The sequence below is a fragment of the Myxococcus sp. CA040A genome, from assembly GCF_013336725.1.
Lineage (GTDB): Bacteria > Myxococcota > Myxococcia > Myxococcales > Myxococcaceae > Myxococcus > Myxococcus llanfairpwllgwyngyllgogerychwyrndrobwllllantysiliogogogochensis.
In genome coordinates this window covers 696,212-712,694 of sequence record NZ_JABUMR010000005.1, presented here as the reverse complement: position 1 = coordinate 712,694, position 16,483 = coordinate 696,212, and the positions used below count along the sequence as shown (strand labels likewise).

Below are 16,483 nucleotides of genomic sequence, written 5' to 3'. Positions count from 1 at the left end.
CAAAGGGCCCTCCCGAACCGGAGTGTGAAAGCAGCGGCGGAGCCTGGGGCTTCCCCGTATGCGCTCTCGCCAATGAGGACGGATTGGGGTGTCTTTTGTTGCAAAAATTCAACCCGACTGGAGTCAGGAAGTGAATCGACCTGCCCTGAAGTGTGAGTCGGTGTGAAGGGCGGCACAGACGTGTGTGGCTCAGGTGCCCACCTGGAAGAAGCGGGCGGCGTTGTCCCGGGCGACGCGGCGCACGACGCGTTCGGAGAGGCGGGCCTTGGAGAGCAGGTTGGCCACGCGGGCCAGGCCCAGGATGTCACCGGCGCCGTCACCGGCGTCGGAGTTGAGCACCAGTCGTTCGCTGCCCAGCTTGCGCACCAGCGCGACGGCGCGCTCGGCGGCGAGTGCCTCCGGGTGCAGCGTGAGTCCGGCCCAGTGGCCCACTTCCAGGATGGTGCGCACGGTGCGCGCGGTGGCGTGGTCCACCAGCACGCGCGAGGGCAGCACGCCGGACTGGCGCAGCAGAATCAGGATGCGGCGCGTGTGGCGCTCCTTGTCCGCCAGGGGCGTGTGCACGACGACGCGCAGCTTGAGGCTTCGCGCCAGCGCGAGCTGCTCCAGGAAGGCCTCTTCTTCTTCCTCTCCGCCCGCGTGCAGCCCCGTCTCTCCCAGGGCGACGACGCGGCCGCCCTGGAAGTAGTCGGGCAGCGCGGAGAGCACCTCCGACAGGCCGCGCCGGGGGATGCAGCGCGGATGGACGCCTAGGGCGGCATAGGCGCGGATGCCCACCTTCTCCAGCCGGGGGAGCTGCCGCTCCACCACGTCGTCGAAGTGGCGCAGCAGGGCCTTGGACGTGGGCTCCGGGAAGTGGTGCGCCACCACGAGCGCCCGCTCCACTCCGAAGAAACGCATCGACTCGAGGTCCTGATCGCTCAGGCCTTCCGGGTGCAGGTGCGCGTCGAAGATGGGCAGGGGCTCGGGCACGGTCTCAATCCTGTCCCAGGGAGAGGCCCTCGTTGCGCGGGTCGCTCGCGGAGAAGCGCAGTCCTGTCTTCGGGTCGATGAACACCGCCTCCGCGTCGCCCCACTGGTCCACGCGTCGCACCTTGTGCCCCTTGGCCTCCAGCGCCGACAGTGTGGCCGGCTCCAGGCCCCACTTGTCCACCCACAACTCGTCCGGCAGGTACTGGTGGTGGACGCGGCCTTCATTCACCGCGCGCGCCACGTCCATGCCGCTGTCCACCATGTTGCTGATGACCTGGATGACGGTGGTGGGGATGGTGGACCCGCCCGGGCTGCCCACCGCGAGCATGACGCGCTTGGGGTCCTCCTTGGAGAACACCAGCGTGGGCGACATGGAAGACTGGGGCACCTTGCCGGGCTGAATCGCGTTGGGCTCGCCGGTGACGAGTCCATACGCGTTGGGCACGCCGGGCTGCGCGGCGAAGTCGTCCATCTCGTCGTTCAGCAGCACGCCGGTGCCCTTGGCGACGACGCACGAGCCGAAGCCGTAGTTCACCGTGGCCGTCAGCGCCACCGTGTTGCCCTGCTTGTCCACGACGGAGATGTGCGTGGTGTTCTTGCGCTCCGGCTCCGGCGTCAGCGTCACGGGCTTGTCCGTCAGCGTGGAGCCCTGCGTGCCCGCCGTCTGGGGCAGGAGCGCCAGGCTGGACGTCACCTTCTTCGGGTCGATGGAGCCCGCCAGGTCCGCGATGTGCCCCTTGGAGATGAGCCGCGCGGTGGGCACGTCGGCGAAGTCGGGGTCCCCCAGGTATTTGGCGCGGTCCACGTACGCGCGCCGCAGCGCCTCCACGTACAGGTGCAGGGCCTCCGGGTCCCTGAAGCCGAAGCCCTGGGGCCGCAGCTGCTCCATGGCGCCCAGCACCTGGAGCACCGCCACGCCGCCCGCGCTCGGCGGAGGCATGGTGAGGATGCGGTGGCCGCGGTAGCTGCCCTCCAGCGGCTCGCGCTTGCGCGTCTTGTAGGACGCCAGGTCCTCCATCGTGAGCACACCACCGCCCGCCTGTACCGTGTCGACGATGCCCTTGGCCACCGCGCCCGAGTAGAAGCCCTTGGGGCCGCTCTTCGCGATGCTCGTGAGCGTGCGCGCCAGGTCCGGCTGGCGCAGCAGGTGGCCGATGGGCGGGACGACGTGTTCGCCCTGCTCGTTCTTGACGAGGAAGACGCGGGTGGCCTCCGGGTCCTTGCGCAGACACTCCAGCCGGCCCTCGGCCATGCTGCGGTAGCGCGGCGTCACCCACAGGCCCTTGCGCGCCGCTTCGATGGCCGGCGCCAGGACAACGGACGGAGGCAGCGTGCCGTGCGTCTTGAGCAGCTCCAGATATCCCGCCACCGCGCCCGGCACGGCGACGGCCAGCACGCCGTCCGTGGACAGCCCCGGCACTACCTTGCCGTCCTTCAGGAACATGTCCCGCGTGGCCGCCTTGGGCGCCACCTCGCGGAAGTCCAGCACCCGCGTCGCGCCGGACTTCGCGTCGTGCACCAGCGCGAAGCCGCCTCCGCCGACCCCCGAGTGGTACGGCCCGACGACGGCCGCCACGAAGGCCGCCGCCACCGCCGCGTCCACCGCGTTGCCGCCCTTGTCGAGCATCTTCAAGGCCGCTTCGCTGGCCGGCGGATACGCCGTGGCCACCGCGCCGCCCCGGTACGGCCGCGCCGCGTGCGCCACACACGCCATCAATACGAGCGCCACCGCCAGCCCTCGCACCGTCGCCTCCAGCACCCTCGCGCTCGTGCGCGGGGCTTGCTTCTCGAAGCTCGTGTCGTTCACGGGAAAGTCCCCTCCTGGGGGCGCAATCAATACCTTGTGGCTGGCCTTCGTCGCGGATGTTGTGTTACCCGGCGGACACTCACCCACACCTGGGGGCCGGGACTCGGGGGCGCCGCACCGACTACACCTCTCCCGGTATGCACGAACTGTCCGCACCGGACCATGATTTCAACTCAGCAACAATTTTCCTCTTGGATTGTTTTTCAAGAGGGTGCATCCTTCCCCGGTCATGAGTCGCGACTGGGGGAGCAAATGAGCGCACCGGTCACACCTGAGAAACCGACCCGGTCCGGGTCTGTTCCGCCCTCGGGGCGGGTCACGCTCTTTCTCAAGCCGAGCTTCGGAATCACGGTGAAGAGCAACGCGCTGTGCGTGGCCGTGAGCGCGAAGCCGCGACCTGACAACACCTCCGAGACTTCGGAGCCTCGCGCGGTTGACGACTCGATTCCCTGTCCCTAATTCTCCGCCGCATGACAGCTCTGTCGGCGGTGGTGTTGTGTGCGGGCAAGGGCACGCGGATGAAGTCGAAGAAGGCGAAAGTCCTTCACGCCATCCTCGGAAAGCCCCTGTGCGCATATCCCCTCAAGCGAGCGCTCGAGCTTGGCGCCTCCACGGTGGTGCCCGTCGTGGGCCATCAATCGGAGAGCGTGGAGAAGGAAGTCCGGGCGTTGTTTCCGGACGCGCCCCTGCGCTTCGCGCTCCAGCGTGAGCAGCGCGGGACGGCGGACGCGGTGCGCTCGGCGGAAGAGGCCCTGAAGGGGTTCTCCGGCCGGGTCCTCATCCTGTACGGGGATGTGCCCCTGCTCCGTCGGGAGACGCTGGCGGCGCTGCTCGCCGCGCACGACGAGGCGGGCGGGGTGCTGGCGATGGTGACGACGATGCTCGACGACCCCACCGGCTACGGCCGCGTCCTTCGCGAGGGGGGTCGGGTGGTGCGGGTGGTGGAGCAGAAGGACGCCACCGCCGAGCAGCGCGCGGTGAAGGAGTGCAACGCGGGCATCTACTCCGTCGACGCGGCCTTCCTCTGGAAGGCGCTGGCCGAAATCAAACCGAACAATGCGCAGGGCGAGTACTACCTGACGGACCTGGTGGAGCTCGCCTCGAAGCAGGGGCGCGTGGGCACCGTGGACGTGGACGCCACGGAGACCGCGGGCGTGAATGACAAGGTGGAGCTGGCGGCGCGGGCGCGGGTGCTCCAGCGCCGCATCAACGAGGCGCACATGCGCGCCGGCGTCACCTTGTTGGACCCCGACACGACCTTCATCGAAGAGGACGTGGTGGTGGGCGCCGACAGCGAGGTGGGCCCCGGAGTGGTGCTGACGGCGGGCACCGTGGTGGGGGAGAACGTCACCATCGGCCCCGGCTGTGTGGTGAGCGCCTCCACCGTGGCGGACGGCTCCGTGCTCAAGCCCTACTCCGTGTTGGAGGAGGCGAAGGTCGGCGTGCGGAACGTCATTGGCCCGTTCGCTCGCCTGCGTCCCGGGACGGAGCTGGCCGAGGATGTGCATCTGGGTAACTTCGTGGAAACGAAGAAGGCGCAGATCGGCAAGGGGACCAAGGCCAACCACCTGACTTATCTGGGTGACGCCAAGATTGGCGCGGGCTGCAACGTGGGCGCGGGCACCATCACCTGTAACTATGACGGGGTGAACAAGAGCCTCACGGAGCTGGGAGACGGCGTCTTCATCGGCTCCGACACGCAGCTCGTCGCTCCCGTGAAGGTGGGGGACGGCGCCTACGTGGGGGCGGGCACCACGGTGACGAAAAATGTGCCGCCCGGCAGCCTCGCTGTGTCACGCGCGCCACAGGTGACGAAGGAAGGCTGGGTGGCCGCGAAGAAGGCGCGCCGCGCGGCGAAGGGCGGTTGAGCGCGGGCGTGGCTCTTGCTTGGGGAGCGGCCTGACAGCCACTCCCAGAGAAGTATGGGTATCCCTCGGTTTGCTCCGGCGGGCGTGGGCGTGAGAGAGAGGTCTGAATATGTGCGGGATTGTTGGTTACGTCGGTGACAAGGAATCGGCTCCCATCCTGGTGTCCGGGCTCAAGAAGCTCGAGTACCGGGGGTATGACTCGGCGGGCGTCGCGGTGGTCAATCGCAACCAGCTCAACGTGGTGCGCGCCACGGGGAAGCTGCGCAACCTGGAGAACCGGGTGGTGGCGGACCAGCCGCAAGGCAACATCGGCATTGGCCACACCCGTTGGGCCACGCACGGCCGTCCCTCGGACGAGAACGCGCACCCGCACACGTACAAGAACGTCGCGGTGGTCCACAACGGCATCATCGAGAACCACCTGTCACTGAAGGCGCAGCTTCGCGCCAAGGGCCACGTGTTCTCGTCGGAGACGGACACGGAGGTCTTCGCCCACCTCATCTCGGATGAGCTGGAGGCCGGCAAGGAGCTGCCGGACGCGGTGCGCGGGGCCATTGACCAGGTGAAGGGCACGTACGCGCTGGCGGTGGTGAGCGCGACGGACCCCCACCGCATCGTCTGCACGAAGAACGCGTCGCCCATGGTGCTGGGGCTGAGCGAGGGGCAGAACTTCATCGCCAGCGACGTGCCCGCGGTGCTCGAGCACACGCGCGACATCGTCTACATGGAGGAGGGTGACCTGGCCATCGTCACCGCCGCCAAGGTGGACATCTTCAACCGCCAGGGTCAGCCGGTGAACCGCGCCACCCGCCGCATCGACTGGACGCCGATGATGGCGGAGAAGGGCGGCTACAAGCACTTCATGCACAAGGAGATCTGGGAGCAGCCCCGCGCCGTCGCGGACACGCTGCGCGGCCGGATGCTCCTGACCGAGGGCGACGTCCACTTCGAGGGCTGGAACATGACGCCCGAGAAGGTCCGCTCGCTCACGAAAATCACCATCCTGGCGTGCGGCACGTCGTGGCACTCGGGCGTGGCCGGCAAGCACATGATTGAGACGCTGGCGCGGCTCCCGGTGGAAGTGGAGCTGGCGAGCGAGTTCCGCTACCGCGACCCGATTGTCGAGTCCTCACACCTGGCCATCGCCATCAGCCAGTCGGGTGAGACGGCGGACACGCTGGCGGCGTTCAAGGAGGCCAAGGCTCGCGGGGCCACGGCGATGGCCATCTGCAACGTCATTGGCAGCGCGATGACGCGCGAGGCGGAGTTCTCCGTCCTCACCAACGCCGGTCCGGAGATTGGCGTCGCGTCCACCAAGGCGTTCACCACGCAGCTGGTCGCTCTCTACCTGCTGGCGGTGAAGCTGGGCCGCATGCGCGGCACGCTGTCCGTGGCGGCGGCGCAGGAGCACCTCACCCATCTGACGGAAATCCCGAAGATGATTGAAGAGGTGCTCAAGTGCGAGCCGGCCGTGAAGCGCGTGGCCCGTGAGTTCATGAACTCGCAGGACTTCCTCTTCCTCGGCCGCGGCCCCATGCACCCGGTGGCGCTGGAGGGCGCGCTGAAGCTGAAGGAGATTTCGTACATCCACGCGGAGGGCTACGCGGGTGGCGAGATGAAGCACGGCCCGATTGCGCTCATCGACGAGAAGATGCCGGTGGTGGTCATCGCGCCGAAGAAGCCGCACGTGGCCTACGAGAAGATCATCGGCAACATCGAGGAGGTCCGCGCGCGCGGCGGCAAGGTCATCGCCGTCATCGACGAGGACGACGACCAGGTGGGCGGGCTCGCCGACCACGTCATCCGGGTTCCGGCGGCGTGCGCGCTGCTCGCGCCCGTGATTGCCACCATTCCGCTCCAGCTCCTCGCGTACCACGTGGCGGAGATGCGCGGGAATGACGTGGACCAGCCGCGCAACCTCGCCAAGAGCGTGACGGTGGAGTAGCCGCCGCTCGAGCGTCCCTGACGTACGCGAAGCCCGGGTTCCCCTCGAGGGAACTCGGGCTTTCGTCGTTCTCGAGAGGACTTCGTGCCGCGCGGGGAGCGCTCAGTCCTGTTGGGCCAGCTCCATCAGCAGCTCCAGGTCCTCGGCGGCGTCCATGCTCTCCAGCAGCTCCAGGTTCTCCACCACCTCGCGGTCCTCCTCTGACAGGACTGTCGCGGGTCGGGTGGGCTCACGCGACGGCGTCCTGGCGGGGACCGGGGGGAGGGGAGCTTCCTCGGTGCGAGGAGTCTCCGACGGGCTCGCGCCAAGGGTGCGCGGGGCTCCCGCGTGTCCAGGAGTGGGGTCCGAGCGCGCGGAGGCGGAGGAGGCGAGCGCGGTGCCGACGAAGGGCCGCGCGTCACGCTTCATCGTGGGTGTCGGGCGCGTGGAGACAGTGCGCGCGGTGCCGACGAGGGGCCTCGCGTCTCGCTCCGGCGTCGGCGCCGACCGCGCGGCGGCCAACGGGGCCGCCAGGAGCATCATGAACAACACGAGCGGCGAGGCGGGGCTCACCGGCGCCGCCTCTCGCGCACGCGCTCCCGCATCTCCTGGCGCTGCTCGGGCGTCATCTGCCGCCAGCGGCGCATGTTCTCCATGAGCTGCTCGCGCCGCTCCGGGTTCTCCCGCAGGTAGGCCTTCATCCGCTGGCGCATCGCGGCGCGCCGCTCCGGGTCCATCTTCCTCAGCTCGCGCGCCTGCTCACGCAGGGCCTGCCGTTCGGCGACGTTGAGCTTGCGCAGCTCCCGCTGGTTGGCGCGCAGCCGCTCGCGCTCCTCGGGGGGCAGCTTGCGCCAGCGCTCCAGGTTGCCCCGAATGCGCGTCTGCTCGTCCTTCGGCAGCGACTTGAACTCGCGCAGCTTTCCGCGCAGCGCTTGCTTCTGCTCCGGCGTCATCTTCTCGAAGCGCTCGGCGGCCGTCGCCGGACGCTCCGTCTCCGCGCGCGCGGCCGCGCCCGTCAGCAGCGCCACCCCCAGGCCCAGCGCCATCCACGTCCGGCCCGTCATTGCGCCACCTCCAGTTCGTGGAGGCTCGCGACGACCTCCAGGTCCTCGGGACTGTCGAGCCCCAACAGCTCGTAGTCCTCGACCAGCTCCAGGTTCGCCGCCAGCTCCATCACCGCCGGGTCCTCCAGCTCCTCGGGTGCCTCGGGGCCCGGCCCCACCACCACCAGCGCCAGCCCCACCGCCACGGCCAGCCCCGCCGAGGGCACCAGCACCGCCGGGCGCAGCAACGTCCGCAGCCGCTCCCACCACGGCACCGGCAGCGCATCCAGCTTCGCCAGCACCGCGCGCCTCGTGTCCGCCGACGGCACGAAGTCCGGCAACTCCGAAACCCTTGCCACCGTGTGGCGCAGGAGCGCCTCCGTCGCGCGGCACCCGGTGCAGCCGACCAGGTGGGATGCGACTTGCTCGCGGCGGGCCGCGGGCAGCTCGCCGTCCACGTAGGCCGTGAGGTCTTCCTCGAAATGACAGCTCATGCCCTGCTCCTCGCGGGCACGGTGCCCGCCTGCAGCTCTTCAATCCTGCGCGCCACCGCCAGCGTCGCCCGGTGGATGAGGCTCTTCACGGCGGACTCGCTCGCCTCCAGCGCCTCCGCGATGTCCCGGTAGGCCATGCCCTCGAAGCGGCACATGGTGAAGGCCGCGCGCTCCCGGTCACTCATGTCGCGGAGCGCGTCGCCCACCGCCTGCTCCAGCTCCCGTCCCGCCAGCGCCTGGTCCGGCCTGTCGCCGTCCGGCCCCGCCATCTCCACGCCTCCGGTCTCCTCGCCGTCCGGCGCCTCGGTGGACGTGTGGGCCACGCGGTACTCCCCGCGCCGTACTTCGTTGAGGCAGTGATTGGTGGCCACCCGGAACAGGAACGTCTTGAAGCGCGCCGTGGGCTGGTACGCCTTCGCGTTGCGGTAGAGCTTCACGAAGATGTCCTGCGTCAGCTCCTCCGCGCGCTCCCTGTCTCCCACGAAGCGGAAGGCGAAACGCGCCACGCTCGCATGGTAGCGGTCGAACAGCCAGGCGAACGCCCGACGGTCCCCCGCGGCCACCTTCAGCATCGCCTGTGCGTCCGAATCCACGTCCACGGTCGACTTCAACCCCGTTACCCGCAAGAAGTTGCGGACACCGTCTCTTTGAACCGCGCGGGCCTCCGTGGATACAGTCTCCCCGTGTCGGACGCCACGCGCACACATCCACCCAGCTCCAGACCCGAGGAGGGCGCGGACGAGGAGCGTCTGGCGGACCTCGCCGCCTGGGCACCTCCTCCGTCAGAGGCGGCCGGACGGCCCACGCCTCCGGTGGAGCTGCCCCTGCCCGTGCTGGTGCGGGTGGAGCAGGCCGTGGGGGCCTCCCAGGCGGAGCGGCCCGCGGCGGCCGCGCGCCTCAATGAAGTCCTGAAGCAGTTGGGGACCGGCGGCGGGGAGCGGCAGGTGGCGGACACCCTGCACCGGCTGCTCGACGGCGGAAGGCTGGACGGACTGGTGGACGCCGACGGGCGCTCCTGCCGCGCGGTGGCGGTGGAGGCGCTGCTGTCCCTGGGCTTTCCCTACGCCCTGGAAGTCGAGCCCGACGACCTCAAGCACCTGCGCGCCAACACCGCGGCCCGGCCCGGCGGCCGCAAGAGCGTTTTCGATTTCGGGGCCGGAGTGCCCGCCACGGTGCTCACCGGCGGGCTGCTGGCCCAGGTCCTCGAGGAGCTGCTGCGGCCGGGCACCGTCGAAGGCACGGTGACCTTGCAGGTGGGCCTGAGCGTGCTGGCGATGATGGCCTTGTGGCTTGCCCCGCCTCGCAGTCCCGTGTACCGGCTGGGCCTGGGCCTGCTGGCCCTCGTGTCGGGCTACGGGCTGCTGTTGGCCCTGGGGTCGGCCGGCCACGCCGGGGGGCTGTGGGCAGGTGTGGCAGGCGCGGTCGCCGTCCTCCTGGCTGCCCTCCGCGAGAGCTAGCTGACCGACAGGATGCAACACGGATGTCAGAGGGGTGGACTAGGGTTTACCCATCGCGTACTAAAAGCGCGTTCAGGTGAGCCGGGGTGGCTCGCCAATACAAGGAGCTCAAGTCAAATGGCCGTGAATCAGGAGAAGGAAAAGGCGATCGAGCTGGCGATGTCCGCGGTGGAGCGCCAGTTCGGTAAGGGTTCGATCATGCGGCTCGGCAACGACGAGCCGCTGATGCACGACGTGCAGGCCATTTCGACGGGCTCGATTTCCTTGGACATCGCCTTGGGCGTGGGCGGCGTGCCGAAGGGCCGAATCATCGAGATTTTCGGACCGGAGTCCTCCGGCAAGACGACGCTGTGTCTCCACATCGTCGCGGAGGCGCAGAAGCGCGGTGGCATCTGCGGCTACGTGGACGCGGAGCACGCGCTGGACGTGGGCTATGCGCGCAAGCTGGGCGTGCGCACCGACGACCTGCTCCTGAGCCAGCCGGACACCGGTGAGCAGGCGCTCGAAATCGCGGAGATGCTGGTGCGCTCGGGCGCCATCGACGTGCTGGTGGTGGACTCGGTGGCCGCGCTCGTCCCCAAGGCGGAGCTCGAGGGCGAGATGGGCGATGCGCACATGGGCGTGCAGGCGCGCCTCATGAGCCAGGCGCTGCGCAAGCTCACGGGCACCATCTCCAAGAGCCAGACGTGCGTCATCTTCATCAACCAGATTCGCATGAAGATTGGCGTGATGTTCGGCAACCCGGAGACGACCACGGGCGGCAACGCGCTGAAGTTCTACGCGTCGCAGCGCATGGACATCCGCCGCATCGGCGCCATCAAGAACGGCGATAACGTGGTGGGCAGCCGCACCCGCGTGAAGGTCGTGAAGAACAAGGTGGCCCCTCCGTTCAAGGAGGTCGAGTTCGACATCATGTACGGCTCGGGCATCTCCCGTGAGGGCGACCTCATCGACCTGGCCTCCAACGACAACATCGTGGAGAAGAGCGGCAGCTGGTTCTCCTTCAATGGAGAGCGCATCGGCCAGGGCCGTGAGAACGCGAAGGACTACCTGCGGGAGCACCCGGAGGTGGCGAAGGAGATTGAGGCGCGCGTGCTGGAGAAGTACGGCATCGCGAAGGGCCCGGGCGCCGCCGCCGCTCCCGCCGCGGAGGAGGCTCCCGCCGAGGCCACCACCGAGAAGCGCCCGCGCGTGAAGGCCGTGAAGTGAGTTGGTGACGGCGGCTCCTCGCGAGCCGCCTCTCGACACGCCGTTCGGGGCTGTCCTCTCCAGTCGAGGGCAGCCCCGTCGTGTTTCATGCGGGCCGCGTGAGTCGCATGCGTCGCGGAGTGCTGACACGGTGCGTTGTGTCGGAGGCGTGGCGGGGATGTTTCCGGAGTGATGGACGAGGGCCGTAGACTCGCGCGCGCTGGTCCTTCACCCGCGCTCCATTTCGGGAGTCCCGCCTTGTTCGACAGATTGAAGCGTCGCAGCTTCCTGCAGGCCGTGGTTGCCGTCGCGGCAAGCACCTCATTCGGCTGTTCCGACGACGACACGCAGACCCATGACGGTGCGAAGTACTTCCCTCAGTCCATCTGTTCGGGAGATCCGCGTCCGGACAGCGTGGTGTTGTGGGTGCGCGCGGTGAACCCCGACAACGCGGGCGCGGATGCGCCGGTGCGGCTGGAGGTGTCGACGAGCGAGAGCTTCTCGAGCCTGGTGTTGGACAGGAGCTTCACGGCGCTGGTGGCGAATGACCATGCGCTGAAGGTGAAGGTGACGAACCTGTCGCCGCGCACGACGTACTACTACCGCTTCACCTTCGAGACGGGCGGGCAGAAGTACACGACGGCGACGGGCCGCACCCGCACGGCGCCGGCGGCCGGGGACGACGTGGCGGTGAAGTTCGCCTTCGCCAGCTGCCAGGACTACATCGGCCGTTACTACAACGCGTGGCAGCGGCTGCTGCAGCTCGACGAGGACCTGGACTTCGTCGTGTTCCTCGGCGACTACGTCTACGAGACGACGGGCGACCCGTCCTTCCAGTCGGGCGGCGACACCCGGACGGTGAAGTTCAGCGAGCCGGAGAAGGCGCTGAAGGTGGGCACGGGGCTGAGGGCCTTCTTCGCGGCCAACTCGCTGTCCAACTACCGCGACCTCTACAAGACGCTGCGCACGGACAAAATCATCCAGAAGGTCCATGAGCGCTACCCGTTCATCGTCATCTGGGACGACCACGAGTTCTCCGACGACAGCTGGGGGCCCAACGCGACGTACCTGGATGGGCGCGCGTCGGAGCTGCAACTGGAGCGCAAGCAGAACTCGGAGCGGGCCTTCTTCGAGTACATCCCACTGGACAACACGAACTCGGCGGAGGGCGCCATGGACCCGGCGGCCGCGCCGGTGTACCCGAACACGCGCGTCTACCGTGACTTCGAGTTCGGCAAGGCGCTGAAGCTGGCGGTGGCCGACTACCGCACCTTCCGTCCGGACCACCTCATCCCCGAGGACGCGTACCCGGGCCGGGTGGCGGTGCCCGCGCAGCTGCTGGCCGTGGCGCTGCCGAACCTGCCCGCGCCGGTGCAGGCGCTGCTCCAGTCGGAGACGTTCGCCTACGTGGACATCGACGCGGCGGAGCACGCCGTGCAGAAGGCGGTGTTGCAGGGCGCGTACGTGCAGCAGGCGATGGGCGCGGGCCTCACCCAGGCGGAGGCCACGGAGAAGGCCGGGTCATGGGTGAAGGGCGGCCAGTCGCTCTTCTACGTCAACCAGGTGCTGACGGCGGTGAACACCGCGCGTGTGGCGGCGCAGCAGCCGGCGATTCCGCTGCTCTCCGCGACGGGCGCGCCCCGGGGTCTGGCCTACGTGCACATGGGCAAGGCGGGCCTGTTCGGCATCCAGGGCTCGCGCTACATCGTGGTGAAGCCCATCTATGACTTGTTCTCGCGCCTCACCTACGGGGCCTCGCAGGGAGCCACGGAGGACGTGCTCGGCCAGGCGCAGCAGGCGTGGCTCCAGACGCAGCTGCAGTCGACCAACACCTGGAAGATTGTCGTCAGCTCCGTGTCGATGACGTCCATGGTGTTCGACCTGTCCGACAAGCCGGACATCGGTGAAGCGACGCTGCGTCAGGCGTTCTACTTCAGCGTGGACCAGTGGGACGGCTTCCCCACGAAGAAGGAGGAGCTGCTGGCGTTCGTCCGGGCAAACCAGGTGAAGAACGCGATGTTCATCTCCGGCGACATCCACGCGTCGTTCGCGTCGGAGGAGTCGGGCGTGCCCACGCTGACTGCGCCCGCGATTACCTCCGGCTCCATCAAGGAGCTGGCGGGTCTGGCCGTCTTCGGCGCGGGCTACGCGCCCAACAGCCCCATCTACAAGTACGTCGTCACGCAGTTGAACGATTCGCTCATGGCCTCCAACCCGGGCATGCGCTACGTCAATGGTGACGAGCACGGCTTCGTGGTGATGGAGCTCAAGGGCACGCAGGCGCTGGCCTCCTACCACCTCATCCCCAGCTCCGAGGTGGCCAAGGACTACTCGTTCAAGACGGACAGCGAGCTCGCGGCGAAGTTCACGCGCGTGGACTTCCGCATCGAGAACGGGACGATTACCAAACTCTGATGACGTGACACTCACCCTCGCCACGCGAGGGGAGTGACGAGGGCCGCGCCGGGAGCCAGGACGCTCCGGTGGCGGCCCTCGTTGCGTCTCGGGCGTGAGGGTCTCGCACCCAGGTGCGCGGGACTACGCCCACCAGCCCCATCGTCTCCGAAACGACCGACTGACGTCGGCGTGACTCCGTAGGGCCCTTCGAGGCACGAGCGCCGCTGGCCTTGAGGTCGGCGGCTCTCCGGCGGAGCGAGGGGCGCCGCCGTGGAAGCAGTCCTCCGAGGTGGAACGCGTTAGAAGTCGGGCCATGACGACTGGCTCCTCGGCTTCGGACCTCCACCTCGTTCCCGCCCGGCCCGAGCATGTGGACTTCTGGATGTCGCTGCGCGCGGAAGCCGCCGCGCGGCGCTACGTGGCCACCGAGGAGGACTCACCGGAGACGCTGGTGAAGCGCATCCTGGAGGCGAGCTCGCTGGAGGAGCCTCGGGCGAAGGGGTTTCGCTGGTTCGTGCGGTACCAGGACGCGTGGGTGGGCACGGTGTCCGCTCGGGACGTGTCCCGGGAGCATGGTCGGGCGCAGCTGGGCTACATGTTGTCGGAGGCGTACCACGGGCGCGGGTTGGGCTCGCGCGCGGTGGGGATGATGCTGGAGCGCCTCTTCACCTTGCCCTTCCTGGAGCGGGTGTGGCTGACGACGCTGTCGGAGAACCTGGCGTCCCAGGGCGTGGCGCGCAAGCTGGGCTTCACGCTGGAGGGGACGATGCGCGGGCACTGCATGCTGCGCGGGGAGCGCAAGGACCAGCAATATTGGGGACTGTTGCGCTCTGAGTGGGAGTCCCGACAGCGCGGGTGACGTGCGCTGGGAGCCGCGTGGGGACCGGGTTATAGAAGGGGCGTCATGCACGCCTACGCCGCTGAGTTGTCGCAGGAGCTGGGGCTCCGGCCCGAGCAGGTGGACCGCACCCTGGCGCTGAACGCCGACGGAGCCACCGTTCCCTTCATCGCGCGCTATCGCAAGGAAGTCACGGGAGGGCTGGACGAGGTTCAAATCCAGACCATCCTCGACAAGGCCTCCGAGCGCACCGAGCTGGACTCGCGCCGCGACACGATTCTGCGCTCCGTGGAGGAGCAGGGGAAGCTGACGCCGGAGCTGGCGAAGGCGCTCAAGGCGGCCAAGACGCGCACCGAGCTGGAGGACCTGTACCTTCCGTACAAGCCCAAGCGCCGCACGCGCGCGGCCATCGCTCGGGAGAAGGGGCTGGAGCCCCTGGCGGACCTCCTGTGGAAGCAGGAGGGGAAGCGGGGCGAGGACGCGGACGCGAAGGTGCGCCCCTTCGTCAACGCGGAGAAGGAGGTGCCGGACCTGGCGGCGGCGCTCGCGGGCGCGCGCGACATCTGCGCGGAGCGGGTGAGCGAGGACGCGGGGCTGCGCCGCGCGACGCGCGAGGTGTGCGCGAAGCGGGGCACGCTGCGCTCGGACGTGGTGCCCGCGAAGAAGAACGAGCCCACCAAGTTCGAGAACTACTACGGCCACGAGGAGCCCCTGTCCCAGGCCCCGTCGCACCGCGTGCTGGCGCTCTTGCGCGGTGAGGAGGAGGGCGTGTTGAAGGTGAAGCTCAACATGCCGGATGACGAGGTGAAGGCGTTGCTCGGTGGGCGCGTGGTGACGAAGCCACAGTCCCTCTTCGCCTCGGAGCTGCGCGCCGCGGTGGATGACAGCTGGGAGCGGCTGTTGGGGCCGTCGCTGGAGTCGGAGCTGCGCGCGGAGCTGAAGGAGCGCGCGGACAAGGGCGCCATTGGCGTCTTCGGGGAGAACCTGCGGCACCTGCTGCTCACCGCTCCGGCGGGCGCGCGCGCGGTGCTCGCGTTGGACCCGGGCCTGCGCACGGGAATCAAACTGGCCATGCTGGACAACACGGGCAGCGTGGCGGAGACGGTGACGCTCTACTCGGAGCGCGGCGCGGACGAGCGGGTGCGCGCGGCGAAGCTGCTGTCGGCCGTGGTGCAGAAGCACAAGCCGGAGCTCATCGCGGTAGGCAACGGGACGGGCAGCCGCGAGGCGGAGACCTTCGTTCGCGACACGCTGAAGGCCCTGGGTTCGCAGGTGCCGGTGGTGTCGGTGAGCGAGCAGGGCGCGTCCATCTACTCGGCGTCCGAGGTGGCCCGTGACGAGTTCCCGGAAATGGACGTCAGCCTGCGGGGCGCGGTGTCCATTGGCCGGCGCTTGCAGGACCCGCTCGCGGAGCTGGTGAAGATAGACCCGAAGAGCATCGGCGTCGGGCAGTACCAGCACGACGTGGACCAGGGGCTCTTGAAGAAGAAGCTGGGCGAGGTGGTGGACTCGTGCGTGAACGCGGTGGGCGTGGATGTGAACACCGCCTCACCGCAGTTGCTGGAGCACGTGTCCGGCGTGGGCCCGTCGCTGGCGAAGAAGCTGGTGGCGCACCGGGCCTCGAAGGGGCGCTTCACCACGCGGCGCGAGTTGCTGAAGGTGAGCGGCCTGGGGCCCAAGACGTTCGAGCAGGCTGCGGGCTTCCTGCGCGTGCGAGGGCCGGAGCCGCTGGACTCGAGCGCGGTGCATCCGGAGCGCTACTCGGTGGTGGAGCGCATGGCGAAGGACCTGGGCGTGGAGGTGGGCTCGCTCGTGGGGAACGCCGCGCTGGTGCGGAAAATCGACCCCAAGCGCTACCTGGGCCCGGACCTGGGAGAGCTGACGCTGAAGGACATCCTCGCGGAGCTGGAGAAGCCGAGCAGGGACCCTCGCGGCGACTTCACCGCGCCGGTGATGCGGGACGACCTGCGCACGCTGGAGGACGTGAAGGAGGGCATGGTGCTCCAGGGGGTGGTGACGAACGTCACCGCGTTCGGCGCCTTCGTGGACGTGGGCGTGCACCAGGATGGCCTTGTCCACGTGTCCCAGATTTCGACGAAGTTCGTGAAGGACCCCTCCGAGGTGGTGAAGGTGGGGGACCGGCTGACGGTGCGTGTGCTCACCGTGGATTTGCAGCGCAAGCGACTGGCGCTGTCGGTGCGCGCGGCGCAGGAGGGCGGCACGCCGCAGCCTTCGGGCCGACCCGCCGTGGGTGGCGCGTCGGGCGCGGGGCGGATGACGGACCGGGGCGGAGAACGGACCTCGGGCTCGGGTGGCGGAGGGAAGGGGGCTTCCGGTGCGCGTCCGGGCGGGCAGGGCGCGGGTTCGCAGTCTGGAGGTCAGCGGCCGGGTTCGGGCGGGAGCGACAAGGACAAGAAGGGCCCGGAGCCGTTCAACAACCCGTTCAAGAACCTCAAGCGCTGAGTGGCGAGGGGCTGTCGAGACGCCTGGAAGTA

Annotated in this window: 13 protein-coding genes; 7 read left to right on the top strand and 6 right to left on the bottom strand. The window is 68.9% G+C overall.

The annotated features are described in order from the left end of the window. Positions 1–189: 189 nt before the first annotated feature. Both HUA75_RS24805 and ggt read right to left on the bottom strand, forming a co-directional pair. Positions 190–972, bottom strand: coding sequence for a TatD family hydrolase (locus HUA75_RS24805; RefSeq protein WP_174454768.1), 783 nt, complete (start codon positions 970–972; stop codon positions 190–192). Between the two features lie 4 nt (positions 973–976). Beyond that, positions 977–2,686: a gamma-glutamyltransferase gene (gene ggt, locus HUA75_RS24800; RefSeq protein WP_174487900.1), complete on the bottom strand. Its 1,710-nt coding sequence runs from the start codon at positions 2,684–2,686 to the stop codon at positions 977–979. 551 nt (positions 2,687–3,237) lie between these two features. Here ggt and glmU point away from each other — a divergent pair. Both glmU and glmS read left to right on the top strand, forming a co-directional pair. Continuing rightward, positions 3,238–4,647, top strand: coding sequence for a bifunctional UDP-N-acetylglucosamine diphosphorylase/glucosamine-1-phosphate N-acetyltransferase GlmU (glmU, locus tag HUA75_RS24795; RefSeq protein ID WP_220137960.1), 1,410 nt, complete (start codon positions 3,238–3,240; stop codon positions 4,645–4,647). 109 nt (positions 4,648–4,756) lie between these two features. After that, positions 4,757–6,592: a glutamine--fructose-6-phosphate transaminase (isomerizing) gene (gene glmS / locus HUA75_RS24790; protein ID WP_141649119.1), complete on the top strand. Its 1,836-nt coding sequence runs from the start codon at positions 4,757–4,759 to the stop codon at positions 6,590–6,592. A 102-nt stretch (positions 6,593–6,694) separates the two neighbouring features. Here the strand turns inward: glmS and HUA75_RS24785 are convergent, their stop codons facing one another. The 4 genes from HUA75_RS24785 to HUA75_RS24770 are packed head-to-tail and all read right to left on the bottom strand — an operon-like array spanning position 6,695 to position 8,707. Further along, positions 6,695–7,144 (bottom strand): hypothetical protein, encoded by a 450-nt coding sequence (locus tag HUA75_RS24785; protein ID WP_174487778.1) that lies wholly within the window; start codon positions 7,142–7,144, stop codon positions 6,695–6,697. After that, on the bottom strand, positions 7,141–7,635 hold the full coding sequence (locus HUA75_RS24780) for a DUF3106 domain-containing protein (protein ID WP_141648873.1): 495 nt from the start codon (positions 7,633–7,635) through the stop codon (positions 7,141–7,143). Before HUA75_RS24780 ends, HUA75_RS24785 begins: the two co-directional genes overlap by 4 nt. Next, entirely contained in the window at positions 7,632–8,108 is a 477-nt protein-coding gene (locus HUA75_RS24775; protein WP_174487777.1) for an anti-sigma factor, read from the bottom strand. Before HUA75_RS24775 ends, HUA75_RS24780 begins: the two co-directional genes overlap by 4 nt. Further along, positions 8,105–8,707, bottom strand: a complete 603-nt coding sequence (locus HUA75_RS24770) for an RNA polymerase sigma factor (RefSeq protein ID WP_246137821.1) — start codon at positions 8,705–8,707, stop codon at positions 8,105–8,107. The genes HUA75_RS24775 and HUA75_RS24770 overlap by 4 nt, the downstream gene beginning before the upstream one ends. Positions 8,708–8,791: 84 nt before the next feature. Between HUA75_RS24770 and HUA75_RS24765 the strand changes: the two genes are divergently transcribed. From HUA75_RS24765 to HUA75_RS24745, 5 genes are all read left to right on the top strand, one after another. Next, the gene (locus HUA75_RS24765; RefSeq protein WP_174487776.1) at positions 8,792–9,565 is read left to right on the top strand and encodes a hypothetical protein; all 774 of its coding nucleotides are present in this window, start codon (positions 8,792–8,794) and stop codon (positions 9,563–9,565) included. Positions 9,566–9,682: 117 nt separating this feature from the next. Continuing rightward, complete coding sequence (recA, locus tag HUA75_RS24760) at positions 9,683–10,774, top strand: recombinase RecA (RefSeq protein WP_141648877.1); 1,092 nt, start codon at positions 9,683–9,685, stop codon at positions 10,772–10,774. A 237-nt stretch (positions 10,775–11,011) separates the two neighbouring features. Then, positions 11,012–13,168 carry an alkaline phosphatase gene (locus HUA75_RS24755; RefSeq protein WP_246137822.1) on the top strand — a complete coding sequence of 719 codons (2,157 nt, stop codon included), beginning with the start codon at positions 11,012–11,014 and terminating at the stop codon, positions 13,166–13,168. A gap of 295 nt (positions 13,169–13,463) precedes the next feature. Beyond that, a complete protein-coding gene (locus HUA75_RS24750) occupies positions 13,464–14,009 on the top strand; it encodes a GNAT family N-acetyltransferase (protein ID WP_174487775.1) in 546 nt (181 codons plus the stop codon). Positions 14,010–14,054: 45 nt separating this feature from the next. Continuing rightward, the gene (locus tag HUA75_RS24745) at positions 14,055–16,451 is read left to right on the top strand and encodes a Tex family protein (RefSeq protein WP_174487774.1); all 2,397 of its coding nucleotides are present in this window, start codon (positions 14,055–14,057) and stop codon (positions 16,449–16,451) included. The last annotated feature ends 32 nt before the right edge of the window (positions 16,452–16,483 follow it).